The sequence below is a fragment of the Streptomyces sp. NPDC050703 genome, from assembly GCF_040654435.1.
Taxonomy (GTDB): domain Bacteria; phylum Actinomycetota; class Actinomycetes; order Streptomycetales; family Streptomycetaceae; genus Streptomyces.
Window position 1 is genome coordinate 15,992 of sequence record NZ_JBFAHX010000004.1, and the last position, 21,197, is coordinate 37,188.

Sequence of the window (21,197 nt, forward strand, 5' to 3'; positions counted from 1 at the left end):
TACGAGTGCGCATGTCACGCTCCCTTCCTGCCGCGGCGTTCGGTGGGCTGGGTGACGCGGTCGAGCATCAGGCCGAGGCAGACGATCGCCACACCGGCCACCAGGCCCGTGGCGAGGTCGCCCTGCGCGATGCCGAACACGACGTCGTAGCCGAGCGCGCCACCGCCGACCAGGCCGCCGATGACGACGACGGCGAGGACCAGGACGACGCCCTGGTTGAGGGCGAGCAGCAGCGCGGGGCGGGCCAGTGGGAGCTGGACCTTGCGCAGCTGCTGCCAGCTCGTGGCGCCGAGCGAGCGCGAGGACTCCATCGCGGCGGCGTCGACCTCGCGCAGGCCCTGCGTGGTGATGCGGACGACGGCGGGCAGCGCGTAGACGACGGCCGCGGCGACCGCGGGGGCGCGGCCGATGCCGAAGAGGGCGACGACCGGGATCAGGTACACGAACTGCGGCAGGGTCTGGAAGACGTCGAGGACCGGGCGCAGCAGGCGTTCGAACCGCGGGCCGCGGGAGGCCGCGATGCCGATCGCGAAGCCGAGGACCAGCGTGACGGCGACGCCGGCGAGGACCTGCGCGAGGGTGTCGAGGGACTTGTCCCAGACGCCGAACACGCCGATGGCGGCCATGGCGGCGACGGCGGTGAGCGCGGTCTGCCAGGTGCCGATCAGCCAGGCGAGCGCGGCGACGATCAGCAGCGCGGCCCACCAGGGCAGGCCCTGGAGGCCGTCGCGGACGGGGTTGAGGACCCACGTGGTGAAGTGGGACGCCCAGTCGGCGGTGCCGCCGACGACGGGCACGCCGGTGTAGAGGTGGTCGACCATCCACTCCTTGGCGGTGTTCACCGACGGGGCGATGTTCACGACCCAGCCGGTGGGCCACTCCAGGCGGTCGGCGAAGCGGGCGGCGAGCGCGGCGGCGACGCTCACGACGGCGGCGAAGGACCAGCCGCGCCACCCGCGCAGGGCGGAGGTGTCGGTGCCGTGCGCGCCCGCCTTCTCGCCGGCGGCGGCGGTGACGCGGTCGAGGACGACGGCGAGCAGCACGATGGGGATGCCGCCGGCGAGCGCCTGGCCGACGTCGACGGTGGAGAGCGCCTGGTAGACGCGGTCGCCGAGGCCGCCGGCGCCGATCACGGAGGCGATGACGGCCATGGAGAGCGCCATCATGATCGTCTGGTTGACGCCGAGCAGCAGCTGCTTGGCGGCCAGCGGCAGCCGGGCGGAGAACAGCCGCTGGCGGCTGGTCGCGCCGAGCGACGTGACCGCTTCGAGGACGCCGCCGTCGGCGCCGCGCAGGCCGAGCGCGGTGAGCCGGGCCATGGGCGGGGCCGCGTACACGACCGTCGCGATGACGGCCGCGGGGACGCCCATGCCGAAGATGAGGGCGAACGGCAGCAGGTACGCGTAGGCGGGAAGGACCTGCATGGTGTCGAGTACGGGCCGCAGGATGCGGAAGACCCGGTCGTTGAGGCCGCCCGCGAGGCCGAGCAGCGCGCCGGTCACGATCGAGGCGAGGACCGCCACGATCATCAGGGCGAGCGTCTGCGTGGTCGGCACCCACATGCCGAGCAGCCCGCAGACGGCGAACGCGGCGGAGGCGGTGACGGCGAGCCGTACGCCCGCCACGCGCCAGGCGACGAGTCCGGCGGCGACGGTCACGCCGGCCCAGCCCGCGGCGAGCAGCACGAGGTAGACGCCGCGCACGGAGAGCACGATGGCGTTGCTGACGTGCCCGAAGAAGTAGGTGAACAGCGGGTGGCTGTCACGGTTGTCGATGATCCAGTCGCTGGCCCTGCCGAGCGGCTCCGTCAGGTCGACGGTGAGGGCCTGCGGCCAGGCGCCGGAGGCCCATCTGGCGTTCACGATCGGCACGAGGACCGCCGCGGCTGCCGCGAGCAGCAGGAGCTTGCCGACGGCGCGGTGGCGAAGGAGCGCGCCGATGCCCGTATCTCGTACGGGGCTCGACGCGGTGGCGGTGGCCATCAGGCGACCACCTCGCCCTTGCCGGAGGTCTCGCCGGCGACTTCGACGGGGGCCTTGACGGGGGCGTCGGTGCCCGCGACCACGGCGAGCAGCCCGGCGTGGTCGACCACGCCGAGGCAGCGCTTGCCGTCCATCACGCGCACCGGGAAGCCCGAGCGTGCGACGGCCTCGATGGCCTCGGCGACCTTGGCGTCGGGCGCGAGGGCCGCGCCGCGGCTCTCCTCGTCGGTCTCGGCGGGGCGCATGGCGCTGCGCACGCTCATGACGTCGGCGCGGGCCACGTCGCGCACGAAGTCGCGGACGTAGTCGTCGGCCGGGGAGCCGACGATCTCCTCGGGCGTGCCGAGCTGCACCACGCGGCCGTCGCGCATCAGGGCGATGCGGTCGCCGAGCTTGAGGGCCTCGCTGAGGTCGTGGGTGATGAAGACCATGGTGCGGCCCTCTTCGCGGTGCAGGCGGACGACCTCTTCCTGCATGTCGCGGCGGATCAGCGGGTCGAGGGCGCTGAACGGTTCGTCGAAGAGCAGGACCTCGGGGTCGACGGCGAGGGCGCGGGCGAGGCCGACGCGCTGCTGCTGGCCGCCGGAGAGCTGGCCGGGCCTGCGCTGTTCGAGGCCGTCGAGGCCGACCTTGGCGATGACCTCAAGGGCCTTCTCGCGCCGCTCGGCCTTGCCGACGCCCTGGATCTCCAGGCCGTAGGCGACGTTGTCGAGGACGGAGCGGTGCGGCAGGAGGCCGAAGTGCTGGAAGACCATGGCGGCGCGGCGGCGGCGCAGTTCGCGCAGGCGCGCCTTGTCCATGGCGAGGACGTCCTCGCCGTCGATGGCGAGCCGTCCCGACGTGGGCTCGATGAGCCGGGTCAGGCAGCGTACGAGGGTCGACTTGCCCGAGCCGGAGAGGCCCATGACGACGAAGACCTCACCCTTGTTGACCTCGAAGGACACATCGCGCACGGCGGCGGTGCAGCCGGTGCGTTCGCGCAGTTCGGCGGGGCTGAGGTCGTGGAGCGCGGTGTCGTCGGGTATGCGCTCCGCCTTCGGGCCGAAGACCTTCCAGAGGTTCTCGACGGCGAAGACGGGCCCGTCGGTGGCCGCCGTCTCCTCACCGGTCGTCACGAGGGCCTCGCTCATCGGCCGTCACCACCCAGCATCTCGGCACATTTCTCCCCGACCATGAGTACTCCGATCATCGGGTTCACGGCGGGCATCGTCGGGAAGACGGATGCGTCCGCGATACGGATTCCCTGCATGCCCCGGATCTTCAGTTCCGGGTCCACCACGGCGAGTTCATCAGTGGAAGCGCCCATTCGGCAGGTTCCCGCCGGGTGGTAGACCGTGTGCGCGGCCTTGCGGACCAGTTCGCTGATCTCGGCGTCGTCGGTGACGTCGGGGCCGGGGAAGACCTCGCGCTTGAGCCACTTCTTGAACGGCTCGGCCTGAGCGACCTTCCGGGCCAGCTTGATGCCGTCGACGAGGGTCCGCCCGTCGTAGTCGCCCTCGTCCTCGAAGTACCTGAAGTCCAGGGCGGGCTTGGCCTCGGGGTCCGCCGACGTCAGGTAGAGACGGCCGCGGGCGCGGGACTTGGGGATGTTCGGGGTCATCGACACGCCGTGCTCGGGGCGCTCGTAGCCGAGGCGCTCCGGGTTGTCCGTGAAGGGGATCTGGTAGAAGTGGAACATCAGGTCGGGGCCCTTGTGGTCCGGGTCCCGCCGCACGAAGAGGCCCGCGTCGGAGTCCATCGCGGAGTTGCCGGGGATCGGCCCGTTCGTCTCCCAGACGATGACCGACTCCGGGTGGTCGATGAGGTTCTCGCCGACGCCGGGCAGGTCGTGGACGACCGGGATGCCGAGCGCTTCGAGGTCCTTCCTCGGGCCGATGCCCGAGTGCAGGAGCAGCCGGGGCGTGTCGACGGCGCCCGCGCACACCAGTACCTCGCGGCGGGCGGTGAGCAGCTTCTCCGCGCCGTCCTTGGTGCGGACGCGGACGCCGCGGGCGGTCTTGCCGTCCAGTTCCAGCTTGGTGGCCCAGGTCTCCAGGAACAGGTGGAGGTTCGGGCGGTCGCCCGCCTCCATGTGCGGGTGGAGGTAGGCGACCGAGGCGGAGGAGCGCTTGTTGTTCTCCGGGTGGTACGCCAGGTCGAAGAAGCCGACGCCCTCGTCGAAGGGCTTGTCGTTGAAGCCGACGACCTCGGGGACGCCGAGGGCGGTCTTCGCCGCCTCGACCCAGTCGGTGGCGATCTGGTTCTGGTCCTTCTTGGCGACGCGCACGATGTTGTTGCGCAGCTTGCCGAAGTAGGGGTCCATCGCCCCGGCGTTCCAGCCGGTGGCCCCGGCCTCCTCCCACTCGTCCCAGTCGGACGGCAGCGGCTTGAAGGAGATCAGGGTGTTGTGCGACGAGCACCCGCCGAGCACCTTGGCACGGCTGTGCAGGATGTGGGAGTTGCCCCGCGGCTGCTCCGTGGTCGTGTAGCCGTAGTCGAGGTCTCCGCCGAGCAGGCCGAGCCAGCGGCGGAGCGTGAGGACGTCCTCGCGGTCGATGTCGCTGGGTCCGCCCTCGATGACGGCGACGGTGACGCCGGGGTCCTCGGTGAGGCGGGACGCGATCACCGATCCCGCGGTGCCGCCGCCGACGATCACGTAGTCGTACGTGGTCGCGGCGCCGGACTCGGCCACTGCCTGGGGGGTTTCAGCCATGGGGTAGCTACTCCTCTTCCTGCGAGGTCGTGCAAGGTGCTTGCGCGTAAGGGGTGGACGGGCGTCAGCCCGCGAACCAGCGGACCGGGCGCGGTGCCAGGTTCTGGTAGATGTGCTTGGACTCGCGGTACTCGGCGAGGCCCGCGGGGCCGAGTTCGCGCCCGACGCCGCTCTTGCCGAAGCCGCCCCACTCCGCCTGCGGAAGGTAGGGGTGGAAGTCGTTGATCCAGATGGTGCCGTGGCGCATCCGGCGGGCCATGCGGCTCGCGCGGCCCTGGTCGCTGGTCCACACGGCGCCCGCGAGACCGTACTCGGTGTCGTTGGCGAGGGCCACGGCCTCGTCCTCGGTGCGGAAGGTCTCGACGGTCAGGACGGGCCCGAAGACCTCCTCGCGTACGACCTTCATCTCGCGGTGGCACTGGTCGAGGACGGTCGGCTCGTAGAAGTAGCCCTCGGCGGGCCGCACTTCGCTCGGCTCGGGGCGCTTGCCGCCGGAGCGGAGCACCGCGCCCTCCCGCAGCGCGGAGGCCACGTACATCTCGGTCTTCTCGCGCTGCTGCGCCGAGACGAGGGGGCCGCACTCGACGCCGTCCTCGGTGCCGCGGCCGAGTTTGATCTGCCCGGCCCTGCGGGCGAGTTCGGCCACGAAGCGCTCGCGGACGGACTCCTCGACGATGAGGCGGCCACCGGCGGAGCAGACCTGTCCGCTGTGGATGAAGGCGGCGTTCAGCGCCTGGTCGACGGCGGTGTCGAAGCCGTCGTCGGTGGCGCAGGCGTCGGCGAAGACCACGTTGGGGTTCTTGCCGCCGAGTTCGAGGGCGACCTTCTTCACGCCGAGCGCGGCGGCCTGGGCGACCTTGGTGCCGGAGACGAGTCCGCCGGTGAAGGAGACCAGGTCGACGTCGGGGTGGTCGGCGAGGCGGGCGCCGACGGTGTGGCCGGGGCCCGTCACGATGTTGGCGACACCGGCGGGGAGACCCGCCTCGACGAGCAGTTCGATGAGCGCGACGGTCGTCAGCGGGGTGATCTCGCTCGGCTTGATGACGAACGTGTTGCCCGCCGCGAGCGCGGGCGCGATCTTCCAGCTGGCCTGGAGCAGCGGGTAGTTCCAGGGTGTGATCATCGAGCAGACGCCGACGGGCTCGTGCACGACGACGCTGTGGATGTCGTCGGAGCCCGCGTCCACGACGCGTCCCGCGCCCTCGCCGATCACCAGGTCGGCGAAGTACCGGAAGGCGTCGGCGACGCAGTCGACGTCGACGCGGCCCTCTTCGAGGGTCTTGCCCGCGTCCCGGCTCTCCAGGAGGCCGATCTTCTCGCGGTCGCGTATGAGGAGGTCGGCGACCCTGCGCAGCAGCGCGGCGCGTTCGGCGACGGGGGTGGCAGGCCACGGCCCCTCGTCGAAGGCCCTGCGCGCGGCGGCGACGGCCGCGTCGGCGTCCTCGGTACCGCCCTCGGCGATCAGCGCGAACGGCTTGGCATCCGCCGGGTCGAGGATCTCGCGGGTGGCGCCGGAGGCGGCGCTCAGCCACTCTCCGCCCACATGGATGGTCAGTTGTGCGGACACGTCCCGTATGCCTTCCGTTCCTGTCAAATGCCCCGCCAGTCACTCACGGGAGCCGGGAGCACCTTCCCAACGGGCGGGAAGTCATGCCTGACGTGGCCGAAAGTGCGCTGTGTCACTGAGCGGGGGACGGAACGGGACAGGAGGGTGCCGCTATGGGCGGGACAGCCAGGCGCCCTTGGGTGCGCCATCGCCGTGGACGCCGTCGTCGATGCCGTCGTCGATGCCGGGCTCGTCACGTACGGAGAGACCGGCCACCCAGAGCGGCATCAGCCAGTGGACGACGAAGACGGAGAACAGGACGGGGAAGAGGTACCCCTCGGTGTCCACGCCCTTCACGGTGAGCGCGCCGGCGGCGACGGTCACGGCGAGGAGCAGCCACAGCATCACGCCGCGGGCCCGGGCCGCCACCCGGAAGCGCTCCGCGCGCTGGCGCTCGTCCAGCGCGCGGGCCCGCAGTTCGAGCAGGCCGCGGGTGGAGCTGTTGATGACGCCGGTCACGAAGCACCAGGGCAGCAGCAGGCCGAGCATCGTGAACATGGCCCAGGACCGCTCGCCCACGACGGAGAGGAGCCAGGCGGCACCGGCCGCGACCGTCAGCGCGATGTGGGCCACGACCACGGCGCGCCTGCGGGCGGCGGTGGCGTGGAGGGCGGCCCCCTCGCGGCGGTTCATCAGCCGGAACATCCGCCGGTCATAGCTGGTCGTGGGGCGCTCGTCGGTCGCCGTCATCACTGGTTCCTCCCGTAGACCTGATCCGTGAGCGGCCGGAACGGTTCGAGGGAGAACAGCGCCTCGACCGGCAGCTCGAAGAACTTCGCGACCTTCAGTGCGAGGTCCAGGCTCGGGTTGTACTGCCCCCGCTCGATGTAGCCGATGGTCTGGTAGTGGACGCCCACCGCCTCGGCCAGGCGCTGGCGCGACACCTTCCGCTCGGCGCGCACCATCGCCAACCTGTTGTGCACTTGCTCGCTCATGTATAAGAAGTACTACATTCGAGAGCAGGAGAGCAACAGGTCGGCATCGCCTCCCCCGCCCGCTCGCCGACCGCGGGAGCTAGGTCCCCGGCGTCGGGCACTCCTGGAACGGTGGACAGAACCAGGCCAGGGCGGTCGTGACGAGCTGCTCCTCATCGGCCCTGCCGTCGGATTCCGCGCCATAGGCGGCCACCGCGTACAGCCGGCCGTCGAAGGCCTCGAAGCGGTGGTCGATGACGTGCCAGAGGCCGATCTCCCGCTCCCCGGGAATCCGGTCCGTGAGGTGTTCGAGCCGGGCGGCGGGCAGACCGTCGCGTTCGAGTCGCTCCAGGGAGATCTGCTCGTACCCCTCGGCCTTCCGCACGGACGAGACCTCCAGGTACTCCCGCAGCGAGCCGTACGGGGTCGCCTCGCCGACCTGGTACACCTGTAGCCGCCGGGTCCCGTCGGGGCTGCGGTAGTTGACCACGTCGTAGCCCTCGCCGGGGGAGAGCCGCTCGCGCTCCCAGCCGCGCGGCACGGCGAGCCGGTAGCCCTGGGAGTCGGTCACCTCCTCGAAGTCGTCGGGCAGCCCGTCCGCCGGGGAGGGCGACGCGGTGGAGCCGCCGTCCGCGCCCGCCTCCCGCGACGACCCCCACTCCCCCCGGTGTGCCACGGGCCCCGGCTCGTCCTTCCAGCCGAGCGCCCAGACGCCGAAGGCGAGGGAGCAGACCGCGAGGACGGCCAGGGCGCCGTGCAGCGCCGTGCGCTGGCGGGCGGCGTCCCGCTCGTGGAGCCCGGCGATCCGCCGCTCCTCCCCGGGGTCCTGCCACTCCTGGCGGACGGGGTCGAAGGCGCGCGCCCCGTCTCCGGCGCGCACCGGTTCGGTGGACCGCACCGCTCAGCCCGGGATCTGGGCGATCGCCTGAAGCACGGCCGTCACCGACGCGGCCGTCGCGGTGGCGGCACCGTACCGTTCGAGGAGGGTCCGCAGCTTCGTGAGCGGTCCGCCGCTGCCGGTGCGGCCGATCTCCCGCTCCACGGCGGCGAGTTCGGCGTCCAGCTCCTCGTCCTCGGGCGTCTGCCCCTCCGCCCGGTCCAGCTCGCCGCGGAGGGTGCGCACCGTGCCGAGCAGCCGCTCGTACCCCTGTCCCGGCACGACAGTGACATTGGTGGAATCGGCCCTGCCGTGGTCGCCGAATGCCTGCGAGCCCCCGCTGATCGATCCGATCCGCACGTGCGCCCCGCCGCCGGTGCCCGTCTCCGCGCTCATGCCGTGCTCCTCTCGTGGTGCGCGGCCCGGCCGTGGGTGCCGGTGGCGAGGGCGCCGCCGGACATCTCCCCGATGTAGACCCCGCTGTTGGTGATCTGCGTGATGTGCTGCTCCAGGCGGTCGGTGCGGTACCCGCCGAGGCGCAGCGCCTCGCGGACGCCCTCGCCGATGCGGTCCTGGAGGGTCTTCGTGTAGCGGGCCACGTCCATCTCCTGGAGGAGGGACAGGCCGTCGGTGGCGGCCAGTTCGCGCAGCGAGACGTCCGGGGCGTCGGACGGCACGCCGTCGGGCGGCGCGGGCCAGAGCGCCGAGCAGCGCCGACGCAGGGCGCGCAGGGCGTCCGCGGCCCGCGGCCGGAGCCACTTGGGGGGAGCGGTCGTGCCGGTGTCGGCGGCCAGCCAGAACCGGAGCGAGGCGCCGAGGGACGGCAGCGTGCGCAGCGCGGCCACGCCGATCGCGAGTCCCGCGGCGGGGGCGTCCCGGCAGGCGCGCAGGGCGTCGCGCAGCGGCCCCTCCGGTTCGCCCGCCACGATGCGGTCGACCGCGCGGTACTCCGGCACGATCGGCCCGAGCACGTGCGGCACCACTTCGAGGACCAGCATGCCGCCCTGCGTGTGCACCCTGACCAGGAGCGAGACGACGACCTGCTCGTCCCAGGCGCCGACCCTGAGGCGCAGGAAGTGCCGCCGGGCCTCCCCGCCCTCGCCCGCCGCTTCGGCGATGTGCCGCTCGGCCTGCGCGGGGGCGTAGACGGCCGCGGGCTCCTCGCCCGGTCCGGCGCGCAGCGGCTCGTCGCGGCCCGGTCCCGCGGGGAGGCAGACGAACTCCTCGATCTCCAGGTCGCACAGCCGGTCCCTGCTGGTGGCCGCGGCGGAGGTGCGCAGGGCCCGCAGGCGGGGCCTGATCATCTCGATGACGTCACGCGCGGTGAGCGCGACCGGTGGCCGGGCGCCCTGCCGGGGCACGGTGCCGTCCGGCTCCCGGCCCGGCTCCTCGGCGTCGCCGCGGCGCAGCTCAAGGACGACGGACCACGGTTTGCGGGGCGTGCCGGAGCCGACGAAGGGGCGGTTGGCGTCGTACAGGGTGAGCGGGGCCCGCTGCTCGCGGCGGACGCACTCGGCGATCCGCGCGTACCTGCGGGGCAGGCGCGACTGGGCGGCCCCGTCGAAGTTCCGCCGGGCCAGCTCGGCGCGCAGCGTCCGCCTGCCGAGGAACTGGTGCCGCCACACCACGGCCGCCATGAGCAGCGGGAAGATCACGGGGTAGGGGTTGCCGGTGATCCCGGTGAGCGCCTCGATCCCGTACGTGGCCGCCGTGGACCAGGCGAACAGGTTCAGCAGGAAGGCGGCGCGGCGCCGCAGCCAGGCGAGGACGGGCGGGAGGCGCCGCTCGCGGGGCGGTCCGCCGCCGGTGGGGCGCCCCGAGACGACCCTGGCCAGCCAGAGCAGCAGCACGACCACGGCGTACGAGCCGGCCCAGCCGCCCGGCAGCAGGGTGCCGAGCCCGTCCCAGGGCCCTGAGTGCTCGCCGTGGTCGCCGGGGCCGACGGCGAGCAGCGCGATGTCCGAGCCGGTGAGCCCGGACTCGCCGCCCGCCCCGTCCTCCAGGGAGTCCCAGATCATCAGCGAGTCGGCGGCGAGGAACCCGGCCCAGGCGGTGAGCAGCAGCAGGGCGGTGCGCATGTCGTCGCGGCGGGCGCGCAGCGCGTGGGCGAGGACCGGGAGGACATCGGCGCCGAGGGCGGGGGCGACGGGGCGCTCGGCGTGTCCGACGAGTTCCTCGACGACGCGCCTGCCGAACGCCGGGTCGAGCCGGACACCGGCGCAGAGCAGCCGGGTGGCCTCGGAGTTCGCGTACTGCCGCGGCGGGTCGTCGTCCATGGGCCGCAAGCTAGGGGAGCACGCGCGCCCCGGTCGGGAGAAGGGCACTCCGGTCCCCCGAACCGGTGAACGGCGGCGGTGCGGGGACGACGACGCCCCCGGCCGCCGCGGTGAGCGGCTGCCGGGGGCGGGTCGCCTCACGGGCGCTGGGGCCCGGGAGGTGTCGTTCAGATGAGGCCGAGACCGCGGACGGCCTCGCGCTCCTCGGTGAGCTCCTGCACGGACGCGTCGATGCGGGCGCGCGAGAACTCGTTGATCTCCAGGCCCTGGACGATCTCGTACTTGCCGTCCTTGGCGGTGACGGGGAAGGAGGAGATGAGGCCCTCGGGAACGCCGTACGAGCCGTCGGACGGGATGCCCATGGAGGTCCAGTCGCCGTCCGCGGTGCCGTTGACCCACGTGTGGACGTGGTCGATGGCGGCGTTGGCGGCGGAGGCGGCCGAGGACGCGCCACGGGCCTCGATGATCGCGGCGCCGCGCTTGGCGACGGTCGGGATGAAGTCGTCGGCGAGCCACGCCTGGTCGTTCACGACCTCGGCGGCGTTCTTGCCGGCGATCTCCGCGTGGAAGATGTCGGGGTACTGGGTGGCCGAGTGGTTGCCCCAGATGGTCAGGCGCTTGATGTCGGAGACCGAGGCGCCCGTCTTCTTCGCCAGCTGCGACAGGGCGCGGTTGTGGTCGAGGCGGGTCATCGCGGTGAAGCGCTCGGCCGGCACGTCCGGGGCGGCGGCCTGCGCGATGAGCGCGTTGGTGTTGGCCGGGTTGCCGACGACGAGGACCTTGATGTCGTCCGCGGCGTGGTCGTTGATGGCCTTGCCCTGCGGCTTGAAGATGCCGCCGTTGGCCTCCAGGAGGTCACCGCGCTCCATGCCCTTGGTGCGGGGGCGGGCACCGACGAGAAGGGCGACGTTGGCGCCGTCGAAGGCGACGTTCGGGTCGTCGCTGATCTCGATCGAGTTCAGCAGCGGGAAGGCGCAGTCGTCGAGCTCCATGGCGGTGCCCTCGGCGGCCTTCAGCGCCGGCGTGATCTCCAGAAGGCGCAGGTTGACCGGCACGTCCGCGCCGAGCAGGTGGCCCGAGGCGATGCGGAAGAGCAGCGCGTAGCCGATCTGGCCGGCCGCGCCGGTGACGGTGACATTCACGGGAGTGCGGGTCATGGCGATCTCCGTAAGACAGCTGGCGGTGGGGTCCCGTGTCCCTCTACTGGATCCCCTGATTCCTGGATCCCCGCCGACGCCTCTTCGAGTCCTCGATCGCCTCTCGATGATCGATCTCTTGGCATCAAGAGAGATCCGCCGCCAGGCTATCGCGCCCCGGCCACCCCCGGCCGCCGGGTCCGTGTGGCCCAGCCCACAGCTTCACCGTGATGCCGGAAAAAGGGGGCGGCCGCCACCGGGGGGGAGGGTGGCGGCCGCTGTGGGGGTGTGAACCACTCCCGTGGGGGTACCGTCCGCCTGCCCCGCGATGAACGGCTCATGCACTCGTCGCGGAAATTTCTTCGGGGCGCCCGCGGCGGGGCCTTTCCGGACGCGTCAGTCCGTGCAGCCCGTCTGCCCCGAGGTCAGCGTCGCGCAGGCCTTCGCGGACGTGCCCTCCTTGACCGCGACCATCGGCGTGTACGCGTCGAAGTCCGCGTTGACCGTGCCGTTCTGCTTGGCGTCTGCGCCCTTGCCGGAGCCGGTGACCGTGACCTTGTCGCCCGGCGTGGCCTGGGTGATCCGCGCCCACGCCGCCCCGCACGTCTTGCTGTAGCGCACCTCGATCAGCGCCTTGCCGACCGTGGCCCGCGAGGTGGTCTTCGCCAGCTCGCCGCCGCAGCCCATGTTCTCGGGGTCCTTGCCCGCGCAGTCCGTGCCGCTGCACTCGACGCCCGCGGGCAGGTCCGCCGCGCTGGAGGTGGGGGTCTTGGACGGTTCCGCCGCGGTCTTCTCGTCGCCGCCGCCGGATCGGGTGAGGAAGATTGCCGCCGCGATCACGACGAGGGCCCCGACGACGCCCGCGAGGAACATCGTCAGCTGCCGCTTGCGCCGCTGCCCGTCGGGCGAATCGCCGCCCCGCGGGACGTGCGGGGCGCCGGGCGGCGTTCCCGCGCCCCCGGGCACGCCGCCCTCGCCGAAGGCCGACGCGGAGGCGTCACCGTACGAGGAAGGGGCTCCGTACGGCGAGGGGGTCCCGTACGGCACGCCCGGGCCCGGGGCGCCCGGGGCGGAGTGGGGGGCGGGGGTGTGCGGCGGCAGCGTGGGCGAGACGCCCGCCGGGCCCGCGACACCCGTCAGGCCGGCGCCCGCGGAGCCGTGGCGCGCCGGGGCCGCGTCGTCCTTGCCGGACGCTTCGCCCGACGGCTTGCCGGACTTCGGGCGGGACTTGGCCGCGGAGGGGGCCTGGCGCTGCTCCGCCTCCTTCAGGGCGGCCCGCGCCTGGGATATGCGTATCGCCTGCATGGTCATGTCGTGGCGCATCTCGGAGCGGCTCCAGGCGCGCTCCGCGAGTTCCCAGAGGGTGATGAGGTGCACGGGCGGGGTGCCCGTCACCTCGGCGAGCGCGACGATCGCCCCCTTGGGCGCGAGCAGCCGCCCGTTCAGATAGCGCTCCCACGACGTCTTGCTGTACCCGGTCCGGTCCGAGACCGCCGCGATGCTCAGACCGCTGCGGTCCACGAGCCTGCGGAGCTGGTCGGCGAACTCCCTGACCTCTGGGTCGAGCTCGTCCGGCAGTGCCTTCCAACGAGGCATTACTCCCCCTCTTCCCCCCGTACGTGCCTGTCCTGCCCCCGTACGTCCTGTCCTGCGTCCGCGCCTGCCTTGCCGCCGCCCCGTCCGGAGGGATGCGCGGAGTCAGGATGTCAGTTCCCGCGGCCCGCCGAACAGTGTCCCACCGCCTCGCGGTGGCCGGTCACACACATCGGACCAGGGTCGTTGCACGCCTCGGACACCGTTGCGGAATGGTCACCTCCGTGCCACAGGGGCCGGGCAGAGCTTGAACGATGTTGGCGCGTCCATGACTCTGGATCTCAAGCGGAACGCACCGCTTACATCGGGTGATTCCTTCGGGAATCGCCCCTCCCCGACGACGGTGCCCGTCCTCCCACGGGGGAGAGGACGGGCGCCGTCTCCCTTCCGTTCCACGGACACCGGGGCGATTGGCCCGAAAGGGCGTACTTCGGCCAAGTCTGCGGCGCGGGGCCCCGGGAGATCGGCAGAGTGCAGAGGCACAGCACGCACTCACGAAGGGACCCGTACATGAAGTACGGCAAGCGTCTCGCCGGCGGACTCGTCGCCGCCACCGCCCTCCTCGGCACCTGCCTCGCCACGGCCCCCGCGGCCGAGGCGGCGACGGTGCGGGGCACCGCACCGTCCTGTGTGAAGCGGGACGTGATCAAGCACCGGAAGTACGTGAAGGTCACGAACAACTGCCGCGAGACCATGCACCTGAAGGTCGTCATCGACTGGGGCAGCGACTCGCCGTGCCTCACCTACCAGCCGGGCCAGCAGTGGGAGTGGAACTGGGGCCGCGGCTCCTACGGCAAGGTCGTCACCTGCTGAACGACGACCGCCGGGGGCCGTACCGGGCCCCCGGACCCGCACCGCGGGGGTTCACCGCGCGCCGGGCGTGACGAGGCCCGACTCGTAGGCCACCACCACCGCCTGCGCCCTGCTGTCCAGGCCGAGCTTGCTCATCGTGCGGTTGAGGTGCGTCTTGACCGTGGCCTCACTGATGTAGAGCCGCTCCGCGATGTCCGCGTTGGTCAGGCCGCGGGCGATCAGCTTCAGGACCTCCACCTCGCGCCCGGTCAGCGCCGCGAGGTCGGGCGGCGGTTCGCCCTCGTCGCCGTCGCCCGGGGCCGCGGCCTGCCGCGCGAACGCCTCGACCAGGCGGCGCGTCACGCTGGGCGCGAAGAGCGCGTCGCCGGCGCCGACCGCCGCCACCGCGGCGAGCAGCCGCTCCGGCCCCGAGTCCTTGAGCAGGAACCCCGAGGCGCCGGCGCGCAGCGCCCCGTACACGTACTCGTCGAGGTCGAAGGTGGTCAGGACCAGGACCCGCGGCGCGGGCTCCGCCGCCTGGGCGAGGATGCGCGCGGTGGCGGTGATGCCGTTCGTGCCGGGCATCCGGATGTCCATGAGGATGACGTCGGGACGCGTCTCCGCGGCGAGCGCCACCGCCTCGTCGCCGTCGCCCGCCTCGCCGACGACCTCGATGCCCGGCGCGGCCCGCAGGAGTCCGACCAGGCCCGCGCGGATCAGGAACTGGTCATCCACGACAAGTACTTTCACCGAGCCGGTCATTCCGTGGTGTCGTCCCCTTGAGCAGCGGCCCTGGCCGAGGTCGGCAGGGTGAGACGCACGGCGAATCCCCCCTCGCTCAGCGGGCCGATGCTGATCGTCCCGCCGTAGAGCTTGGCCCGCTCCCGCATCCCAATCAAGCCGTGCCCCGCCCCCGTCCGCACCTTGTCCGGAATCACCCCCTCTCCGTCGTTGGTCACCGAGACCTCGATGTGGCGCCGCCGGTAGGCGAGTTCCACCGTGGTGCCCGCGCCGCCCGCGTGCTTCATCACGTTGGTCAGCGCCTCCTGCGCCACGCGGTAGGCGCACAGTTCGACGCCGGGCGCGAGCGGTCGCGGCGTCCCCGTCACGCGCAGCTCGACCGGGACTCCCCCGGCCCGCACCCGCTCGACCATCTCGTCGAGCCGGGCGAGGCCCGGCATGGGCGCACCCGGCGCGCCGTCGTCGTCGCCGCCGTCCTCGGCCCGCAGCACGCGCAGCATGCGGCGCAGCTCTTCGAGCGCCTCGCCGCTGGTGTCCGCGATGGTGCCGAGCGCCGAGCGCGCCGTGGGCGGGTCCGAGCCGAAGACGAAGGTGGCGAGGCCCGCCTGCACGGATATGACCGACATATGGTGCGCCACGACATCGTGCAGCTCCCGCGCGATCCGCCCGCGCTCCTGCTGGACCTCGCGCCGGGCCCGCTCGTCCTGCTCCCGTTTGAGCTGCCGGGCCAGTTCCGCCGTGCGGCGCGCGGTGTACCCGAAGCGCCAGATCACCAGGGGGAAACCGATCGCCTGGGCGACGACGGCGGGCATGGCCGCGCCCTCGGTGAGCAGACCCGCGTAGATCCATACGGCGCCCATGAGGACCACGCAGGGCAGCGAGACGCGGGTGGGCCGCACCGACGCCACGGTGTACACGGCGAGCATGGGCGCGAAGGTGTTCAGGACCGGCCAGTACCCGGCCGTGACGTACACGGTCCACACGGCGTGCACGAGGAGGAGCACGGTGAGCGGCGCCTTGCTCCGCAGGACCGCGGGCAGGTTGACGAGGGCCACCAGCGCGTAACCGACGGCGTCGAGTTCCGGCCAGCCCTGCCGTGCGGACTCCTGGCCGAGGAGCACGGCCACCGTGGTCAGGGCGACCGCGATGAGCGCGTCGACGACAACGGGGCGGATGCGCATCGCCGCAGCGTAACCCTCGTTCCGGCGGCGGTACGTCAACCAGCGGCGGTACCGCGGAAGTTGCAGGAACCGCGCGCCTACCGCGTCCGGTGTGCCCCGAGATCAACCCGGCGTGTGACGACGCCCCTCGGGGCCCCGCCGTAGCTTCTTGCACCAGCACCACGGTGCCGGCGTCCACGGCGCCGGTTCGGGCCGCGGGCCGTCGGGGGGGGCGCGTCCCGGGGGGCCTGGTCGGGGGGAGCGACCCGGCGGGGCCCGAAGGGGTGGACGGAGCGTGGGCCCGAAGGGGGCAGGCCCTTGGCGTGGTCCGTGCTCCGGCCGGACGACGGTGGCCCGTCCCCCCGGGGGAGGACGGGCCACCGTCACGCACCGCTCACGGCGCCGGCGCCTGCGCCTGCGCCGCGTCAGCTGTCGATCGTGAAGTGCAGCGTGTCGTCCAGGAACGGAATCTCCAGGACCGGCTCCGGCTGCGCCATCAGGGCCAGCAGGACGATGGCCCCGCCGAGCGCCCCGTACGTCACCATGTCCGTGAACCGCGAGCGCACCGCCAGCATGCCGACGTCCGGCAGCGCCCACCGCAGCACGGCACCGCCGACGAGCGCCACGCCGATCAGCACCGTGCCGAGCCGGAACACGTCGAGCGCGGTGAGCAGCAGCCCGAGGCCGACCAGGCCGGTGACGCTGAGCAGCGGCCACTGGCGGGCGGGGGCGGGGGCGTCGCCGGGGGCCGCGCGTCCGCCGCCCTCGGGGCGGGCGGTGTCGCGGGTGAACAGCGGGAAGCGGCGCGAGACCTTCCGCGGCTCGCCGTCGGGCCCCGGCGCGCTGACGGTGCCCTTGGCCCCGGCCTCCGCCGGCTCCGGCGTCCCATCGGCCGGGTGCGCCCCCGCGGTCTCCGCCTCGGCGGACCCCGCGGCCTCGGCGGACCCCGCGCTCTCCGCGGACTTCCGCTCCGATTCTGCGTTCATCAGCGCGCCCCTTCCCGGCTCAGCTCGCGGCAGCGCTGCGCTCGGCGGCCTCGACGACGTTCACCAGGAGCTGGGCGCGGGTCATCGGACCGACGCCGCCCGGGTTCGGGGAGATCCACCCGGCGACCTCGGCGACGCCCGGGTGGACGTCCCCGACGATCTTGCCGCTCTCGTCGCGCGAGACGCCGACGTCCAGGACGGCGGCGCCCTGCTTCACGTCCTCGGGCTTGATGAGGTGCGGGACGCCCGCGGCGGCCACGATGATGTCGGCCCGCTTCAGGTGCGCGGCGAGGTCACGGGTGCCGGTGTGGCACTGCGTGACCGTGGCGTTCTCGGACTTGCGGGTGAGCAGCAGCGGCATCGGCCTGCCGATGGTGACACCGCGCCCGACGACCACGACCTCGGCGCCCTTGATCTCCACGCCGTGCTGCCGGAGCAGCCGGATGATGCCGTACGGGGTGCAGGGCAGCGGGGCCGGCTCGTTCAGGACGAGGCGGCCGAGGTTCATCGGGTGCAGGCCGTCGGCGTCCTTGGCCGGGTCCATCAGTTCCAGGACGCGGTTCTCGTCGATGCCCTTGGGCAGCGGGAGTTGGACGATGTAGCCGGTGCACGCGGGGTCGTCGTTCAGCTCGCGCACGACCGCCTCGACCTCCTCCTGGGAGGCCGTGGCGGGCAGTTCGCGCTGGATGGAGGCGATCCCCACCTGCGCGCAGTCGCGGTGCTTGCCCGCGACGTACTTCTGGCTGCCCGGGTCGTCGCCGACCAGGACGGTACCGAGTCCGGGCGTGACGCCCTTCTCCTTCAGGGCCGCCACGCGGGCGGTCAGTTCGGACTTGATCGCGGCTGCGGTGGCCTTGCCATCGAGAATCTGGGCGGTCATGACCCCATCTTCCCGGATGAGGGCCGCCCGGTTCCAATCAGGGCGCCACCGCGTCTCACCCGCTGCTCAGCGAGGTTGCACTTGCACAACACCTGTGTGGCGCGGCTGGACAAATAAGCCAAGGCTAAAGAACGATGTGCGGCACAGTGCCGCGGGCAGTGTCGGGGGGACGGACCGCATCTGTAACACCTTCCTCCGTGATGTGCCGCGTCGTCCCCGCACCATCCCGACGGAGGAAGACCGCCATGAGTTACGGCGACCCCAACAACCCCTACGGACAGCAGCCGCCGCAGGGACAGCCCGGTTACGGCCAGGCGCCGGGCCAGCCCGGCTACGGCTATCCCCAGCAGTCCCCGCAGGGCGTCCCGCAGCAGGGCTACGGCTACCCGCAGCAGCCGGCTTCCCCGTACGGCGCGTACCCGCAGCAGCCCGGCGGCGGCTACGGCTACCAGGGCGGCGGTCCCACGGTGGCGTCCATGGGCCGCCGCTTCGGCGCCCGTGTCATCGACGGGCTGGCGTTCGGCATCATCTACGGCATCCTCCTCGCGATCGGCATCGCCGGCCTCGTGGGCGCGGCGTCCGACTGCGACCCGAACTCGGTCACGTACGACAGCTGCATGAACGACGCAGGCTCCGACTCCATGGCCGCCATGGCTGTTGGGTTCGGCGCCTTCGCGGTCATCGGCCTGCTCTACGAGTGGCTGATGACGGCCCTCGTCGGCGGCACGCTCGGCAAGCTCGCCGTCGGCATCCGCGTCGTCAACGCCGACACCGGCCAGAAGCCGGGCGTCGGCGCGGCCTTCGTCCGCTACATCATCCCGATCCTCGGCTCCCTGGCCTGCGGCATCGGTGCCCTCCTCGTCTACCTGTCCCCGTTCTGGGACAAGACCGGACGCCAGCAGGGCTGGCACGACAAGGCCGCCAAGACGATGGTGGTCCAGCGCTCCAACAACTAGGCCGGCTCCCGGCCGCGTGCGCGCGAAGGCCGCGCCTCCCGGAAGGGGAGGCGCGGCCTTCGGCGTGTCCGGCGTCTGAGCGCTGAGCGCTGAGCGCGCAGGGTGTGGGCTCAGGGCTCAGACGTTCAGGGATCAGGGCTCAGTGGAAGAAGTGCCGGGTCCCCGTGAAGTACATCGTGACGCCCGCCTTCTTCGCCGCCTCGACGACCAGCTCGTCGCGGACCGAACCGCCCGGCTGGACGACCGCCTTGACGCCCGCGGCGGTCAGGATCTCCAGGCCGTCGGGGAAGGGGAAGAACGCGTCGGAGGCCGCGAAGGAACCGCGGGCCCGCTCCTCGCCCGCCCGCTCGACGGCGAGCTTCGCGGAGTCGACGCGGTTGACCTGGCCCATGCCGACGCCGACCGACGCGCCGTCCTTGGCGAGCAGGATCGCGTTGGACTTCACCGCGCGGGACGCCTTCCACGCGAACGCCAGCTCGGCGAGGTCGCTCGCGCTCAGGGCCTCACCCGTGGCGAGCGTCCACCGGGCGGGGTCGTCGCCCTCGGCCTGGAGCCGGTCGGTGACCTGGAGCAGCGCGCCGCCGTCGATCGGCTTGACCTCGACGGCGTTCGACGGCGCCTGCTGGGCCCGCAGCACGCGGATGTTCTTCTTCTTGGTGAGGGCTTCGAGGGCGCCGTCCTCGTAGTCCGGCGCGACGATGACCTCGGTGAAGATCTCGGCGACCTGCTCCGCCATCTCCTTCGAGACAGGGCGGTTGACGGCGATCACGCCGCCGAACGCGGAGAGCGGGTCGCACGCGTGCGCCTTGCGGTGCGCCTCGGCGACGTCCGCGCCGATCGCGATGCCGCACGGGTTGGCGTGCTTGATGATCGCGACGCAGGGCTCGTCGTGGTCGTACGCGGCACGGCGCGCGGCGTCCGTGTCCGTGAAGTTGTTGTACGACATCTCCTTGCCGTGCAGCTGCTCGGCCTCGGCGAGGCCGCCCGTGCCGTCGACGTAGAGCGCGGCGCCCTGGTGGGGGTTCTCGCCGTAGCGGAGCACGTTCTTGCGCTCGTAGGTCGCGCCGATGAACCCGGGGAAGCCCGACTCGTCGGCCGCGGCGTAACCGTCGGCGAACCATCCGGCCACCGCCACGTCGTACGCGGCCGTGTGCCGGAACGCCTCGCCCGCCAGCCGCTTGCGCGCGGTCAGGTCGAAGCCGCCCGCGTTGACCGCCGCGAGGACGTCGGCGTACCGCTGCGGGTCGGTGACGACCGCCACCGAGGGGTGGTTCTTGGCGGCGGCGCGGACCATCGAGGGGCCGCCGATGTCGATCTGCTCGACGCACTCGTCGGGCGTCGCGCCAGAGGCGACGGTCTCCTTGAAGGGGTAGAGGTTCACCACGACGAGCTGGAAGGGCTCGACGCCGAGCTCGTCGAGCTGGCGGCGGTGGTCGTCGAGGCGCAGGTCGGCGAGGATGCCCGCGTGGACCTTGGGGTGCAGGGTCTTGACGCGGCCGTCCAGGCACTCGGGGAAGCCGGTCAGCTCCTCGACCTTGGTGACGGGCACACCCGCGGCGGCGATCCTCGCGGCGGTGGAGCCGGTGGAGACGAGCTCGACGCCCGCCTCGTGCAGTCCGCGCGCGAGCTCTTCCAGGCCGGTCTTGTCGTAGACGCTGACGAGCGCGCGCTTGACCGGGCGCCGCGCGGCGTCCGCGGTCGCGTTCACGTTCGCAGCGTTCTTAGCTTCGGCGGTCACGGGATAAGAACCTTTCGTCCCTCAATGCGGTAGCCGTGCCGGGCCAGACGCCCCACGACATCGACGAGCAGCGTGCGCTCGACTTCCTTGATGCGCTCGTGCAGAGCGCTCTCGTCGTCCTCGTCCCGGACCTCGACCACGCCCTGGGCGATGATCGGGCCGGTGTCGACGCCGTCGTCGACGAAGTGGACGGTGCAGCCGGTGACCTTCACGCCGTACGCGAGCGCGTCGCGCGCGCCGTGGGCCCCCGGAAAACTGGGCAGCAGCGCGGGGTGCGTGTTCACGAACCGCCCGCCGAAGCGCGCGAGGAACTCCTTCCCCACGATCTTCATGAACCCGGCGGAGACCACCAGGTCGGGGCTGTGCGCGGCCGTCGCGTCGGCCAGGGCGGCGTCCCACGCCTCGCGGGTCCCGTGGTCCTTGACCCGGCAGACGAAGGTCGGGATGCCCGCGCGTTCCGCGCGCTCCAGGCCCGCGATGCCGTCGCGGTCGGCGCCGACGGCGACGATCTCGGCGCCGTAGCACCCGGCTCCCTCGGCGCGGACCGCGTCGAGCAGGGCCTGCAGGTTCGTGCCCGATCCCGAGACCAGCACGACGAGCCGCTTGGGGCGCTCGATCCGGTCGAGGCGCCCGCCCTGCCCGGGGTCCTCGCCCCGGTCGGGGCGCTCGCCCTCAGCGCTCTTGGCCACAGCGGGGCCCTTTCTCGGAAGGTGCGTCTCGTCACGCGTGTCTTGATACGCACGGCTCTGCGCGCGCGGCTTTGTACGGTCGTACGAAGGCTTCGCCTCCCTCGATACGGGGAACCCTACGAAGCGGCCGACCGCCTGCAACGATACCGGCACACGGAACCGCCCCTCACGGGACGGGG

At 72.6% G+C, this 21,197-nt stretch carries 19 protein-coding genes; 2 read left to right on the forward strand and 17 right to left on the reverse strand.

What is annotated here, in order from left to right; translation table 11 throughout:
• Positions 1-14: 14 nt before the first annotated feature.
• The 11 genes from AB0I16_RS04845 to AB0I16_RS04895 form a co-directional block, all read right to left on the reverse strand.
• Positions 15-1,982, reverse strand: a complete 1,968-nt coding sequence (locus AB0I16_RS04845) for an ABC transporter permease subunit (RefSeq protein WP_363247905.1) — start codon at positions 1,980-1,982, stop codon at positions 15-17.
• Positions 1,982-3,112: a glycine betaine/L-proline ABC transporter ATP-binding protein gene (locus AB0I16_RS04850; RefSeq protein WP_363247906.1), complete on the reverse strand. Its 1,131-nt coding sequence runs from the start codon at positions 3,110-3,112 to the stop codon at positions 1,982-1,984. Before AB0I16_RS04850 ends, AB0I16_RS04845 begins: the two co-directional genes overlap by 1 nt.
• Positions 3,109-4,674, reverse strand: a complete 1,566-nt coding sequence (locus AB0I16_RS04855) for a GMC oxidoreductase (protein WP_363247907.1) — start codon at positions 4,672-4,674, stop codon at positions 3,109-3,111. The genes AB0I16_RS04850 and AB0I16_RS04855 overlap by 4 nt, the downstream gene beginning before the upstream one ends.
• Before the next feature lie 64 nt (positions 4,675-4,738).
• Positions 4,739-6,241, reverse strand: coding sequence for an aldehyde dehydrogenase family protein (locus AB0I16_RS04860; RefSeq protein WP_363247908.1), 1,503 nt, complete (start codon positions 6,239-6,241; stop codon positions 4,739-4,741).
• Between the two features lie 150 nt (positions 6,242-6,391).
• Positions 6,392-6,970, reverse strand: coding sequence for a hypothetical protein (locus AB0I16_RS04865; RefSeq protein ID WP_363247909.1), 579 nt, complete (start codon positions 6,968-6,970; stop codon positions 6,392-6,394).
• Positions 6,970-7,215 (reverse strand): helix-turn-helix transcriptional regulator, encoded by a 246-nt coding sequence (locus AB0I16_RS04870; protein ID WP_062778412.1) that lies wholly within the window; start codon positions 7,213-7,215, stop codon positions 6,970-6,972. Before AB0I16_RS04870 ends, AB0I16_RS04865 begins: the two co-directional genes overlap by 1 nt.
• A gap of 79 nt (positions 7,216-7,294) precedes the next feature.
• Positions 7,295-8,092 carry a hypothetical protein gene (locus tag AB0I16_RS04875; protein WP_363247910.1) on the reverse strand — a complete coding sequence of 266 codons (798 nt, stop codon included), beginning with the start codon at positions 8,090-8,092 and terminating at the stop codon, positions 7,295-7,297.
• A gap of 3 nt (positions 8,093-8,095) precedes the next feature.
• Positions 8,096-8,467 carry a hypothetical protein gene (locus AB0I16_RS04880; protein WP_363247911.1) on the reverse strand — a complete coding sequence of 124 codons (372 nt, stop codon included), beginning with the start codon at positions 8,465-8,467 and terminating at the stop codon, positions 8,096-8,098.
• A complete protein-coding gene (locus AB0I16_RS04885) occupies positions 8,464-10,347 on the reverse strand; it encodes a hypothetical protein (RefSeq protein ID WP_363247912.1) in 1,884 nt (627 codons plus the stop codon). The genes AB0I16_RS04880 and AB0I16_RS04885 overlap by 4 nt, the downstream gene beginning before the upstream one ends.
• 167 nt (positions 10,348-10,514) lie before the next feature.
• Positions 10,515-11,504 carry a malate dehydrogenase gene (locus tag AB0I16_RS04890; protein WP_363247913.1) on the reverse strand — a complete coding sequence of 330 codons (990 nt, stop codon included), beginning with the start codon at positions 11,502-11,504 and terminating at the stop codon, positions 10,515-10,517.
• Positions 11,505-11,879: 375 nt separating this feature from the next.
• The gene (locus tag AB0I16_RS04895) at positions 11,880-13,079 is read right to left on the reverse strand and encodes a DUF2690 domain-containing protein (protein ID WP_363247914.1); all 1,200 of its coding nucleotides are present in this window, start codon (positions 13,077-13,079) and stop codon (positions 11,880-11,882) included.
• 507 nt (positions 13,080-13,586) lie between these two features.
• On the opposite strand from AB0I16_RS04895, the gene AB0I16_RS04900 reads away from it, so the two are divergent.
• A complete protein-coding gene (locus tag AB0I16_RS04900) occupies positions 13,587-13,889 on the forward strand; it encodes a hypothetical protein (RefSeq protein ID WP_363247915.1) in 303 nt (100 codons plus the stop codon).
• Positions 13,890-13,940: 51 nt separating this feature from the next.
• Here the strand turns inward: AB0I16_RS04900 and AB0I16_RS04905 are convergent, their stop codons facing one another.
• The 4 genes from AB0I16_RS04905 to AB0I16_RS04920 all read right to left on the reverse strand — a co-directional run bounded on the left by AB0I16_RS04905 (position 13,941) and on the right by AB0I16_RS04920 (position 17,635).
• Complete coding sequence (locus AB0I16_RS04905) at positions 13,941-14,630, reverse strand: response regulator transcription factor (RefSeq protein ID WP_363247916.1); 690 nt, start codon at positions 14,628-14,630, stop codon at positions 13,941-13,943.
• On the reverse strand, positions 14,627-15,790 hold the full coding sequence (locus AB0I16_RS04910) for a sensor histidine kinase (protein WP_363247918.1): 1,164 nt from the start codon (positions 15,788-15,790) through the stop codon (positions 14,627-14,629). Before AB0I16_RS04910 ends, AB0I16_RS04905 begins: the two co-directional genes overlap by 4 nt.
• Positions 15,791-16,194: 404 nt before the next feature.
• Positions 16,195-16,755, reverse strand: coding sequence for a DUF3017 domain-containing protein (locus AB0I16_RS04915; protein WP_363247919.1), 561 nt, complete (start codon positions 16,753-16,755; stop codon positions 16,195-16,197).
• Between the two features lie 19 nt (positions 16,756-16,774).
• Positions 16,775-17,635, reverse strand: a complete 861-nt coding sequence (locus tag AB0I16_RS04920) for a bifunctional methylenetetrahydrofolate dehydrogenase/methenyltetrahydrofolate cyclohydrolase (protein WP_363247920.1) — start codon at positions 17,633-17,635, stop codon at positions 16,775-16,777.
• A 245-nt stretch (positions 17,636-17,880) separates the two neighbouring features.
• Between AB0I16_RS04920 and AB0I16_RS04925 the strand changes: the two genes are divergently transcribed.
• Positions 17,881-18,591, forward strand: coding sequence for an RDD family protein (locus AB0I16_RS04925; RefSeq protein ID WP_363247921.1), 711 nt, complete (start codon positions 17,881-17,883; stop codon positions 18,589-18,591).
• 139 nt (positions 18,592-18,730) lie between these two features.
• Here the strand turns inward: AB0I16_RS04925 and purH are convergent, their stop codons facing one another.
• A complete protein-coding gene (purH, locus tag AB0I16_RS04930) occupies positions 18,731-20,329 on the reverse strand; it encodes a bifunctional phosphoribosylaminoimidazolecarboxamide formyltransferase/IMP cyclohydrolase (RefSeq protein WP_363247922.1) in 1,599 nt (532 codons plus the stop codon).
• Positions 20,326-20,946 (reverse strand): phosphoribosylglycinamide formyltransferase, encoded by a 621-nt coding sequence (gene purN, locus AB0I16_RS04935; protein ID WP_363248117.1) that lies wholly within the window; start codon positions 20,944-20,946, stop codon positions 20,326-20,328. The genes purH and purN overlap by 4 nt, the downstream gene beginning before the upstream one ends.
• Between the last annotated feature and the right edge of the window lie 251 nt (positions 20,947-21,197).

What these genes read in the sequence shown, in the direction of transcription:
- AB0I16_RS04845 (WP_363247905.1), bottom strand. Translation starts at nt 1,982, where the DNA reads ATGGCCACCGCCACCGCGTCGAGCCCCGTACGAGATACGGGCATCGGC.
- AB0I16_RS04850 (WP_363247906.1), bottom strand. Translation starts at nt 3,112, where the DNA reads ATGAGCGAGGCCCTCGTGACGACCGGTGAGGAGACGGCGGCCACCGAC.
- AB0I16_RS04855 (WP_363247907.1), bottom strand. Translation starts at nt 4,674, where the DNA reads ATGGCTGAAACCCCCCAGGCAGTGGCCGAGTCCGGCGCCGCGACCACG.
- AB0I16_RS04865 (WP_363247909.1), bottom strand. Translation starts at nt 6,970, where the DNA reads ATGACGGCGACCGACGAGCGCCCCACGACCAGCTATGACCGGCGGATG.
- AB0I16_RS04870 (WP_062778412.1), bottom strand. Translation starts at nt 7,215, where the DNA reads ATGAGCGAGCAAGTGCACAACAGGTTGGCGATGGTGCGCGCCGAGCGG.
- AB0I16_RS04880 (WP_363247911.1), bottom strand. Translation starts at nt 8,467, where the DNA reads ATGAGCGCGGAGACGGGCACCGGCGGCGGGGCGCACGTGCGGATCGGA.
- AB0I16_RS04885 (WP_363247912.1), bottom strand. Translation starts at nt 10,347, where the DNA reads ATGGACGACGACCCGCCGCGGCAGTACGCGAACTCCGAGGCCACCCGG.
- AB0I16_RS04890 (WP_363247913.1), bottom strand. Translation starts at nt 11,504, where the DNA reads ATGACCCGCACTCCCGTGAATGTCACCGTCACCGGCGCGGCCGGCCAG.
- AB0I16_RS04895 (WP_363247914.1), bottom strand. Translation starts at nt 13,079, where the DNA reads ATGCCTCGTTGGAAGGCACTGCCGGACGAGCTCGACCCAGAGGTCAGG.
- AB0I16_RS04900 (WP_363247915.1), top strand. Translation starts at nt 13,587, where the DNA reads ATGAAGTACGGCAAGCGTCTCGCCGGCGGACTCGTCGCCGCCACCGCC.
- AB0I16_RS04905 (WP_363247916.1), bottom strand. Translation starts at nt 14,630, where the DNA reads ATGACCGGCTCGGTGAAAGTACTTGTCGTGGATGACCAGTTCCTGATC.
- AB0I16_RS04910 (WP_363247918.1), bottom strand. Translation starts at nt 15,790, where the DNA reads ATGCGCATCCGCCCCGTTGTCGTCGACGCGCTCATCGCGGTCGCCCTG.
- AB0I16_RS04915 (WP_363247919.1), bottom strand. Translation starts at nt 16,755, where the DNA reads ATGAACGCAGAATCGGAGCGGAAGTCCGCGGAGAGCGCGGGGTCCGCC.
- AB0I16_RS04920 (WP_363247920.1), bottom strand. Translation starts at nt 17,635, where the DNA reads ATGACCGCCCAGATTCTCGATGGCAAGGCCACCGCAGCCGCGATCAAG.
- AB0I16_RS04925 (WP_363247921.1), top strand. Translation starts at nt 17,881, where the DNA reads ATGAGTTACGGCGACCCCAACAACCCCTACGGACAGCAGCCGCCGCAG.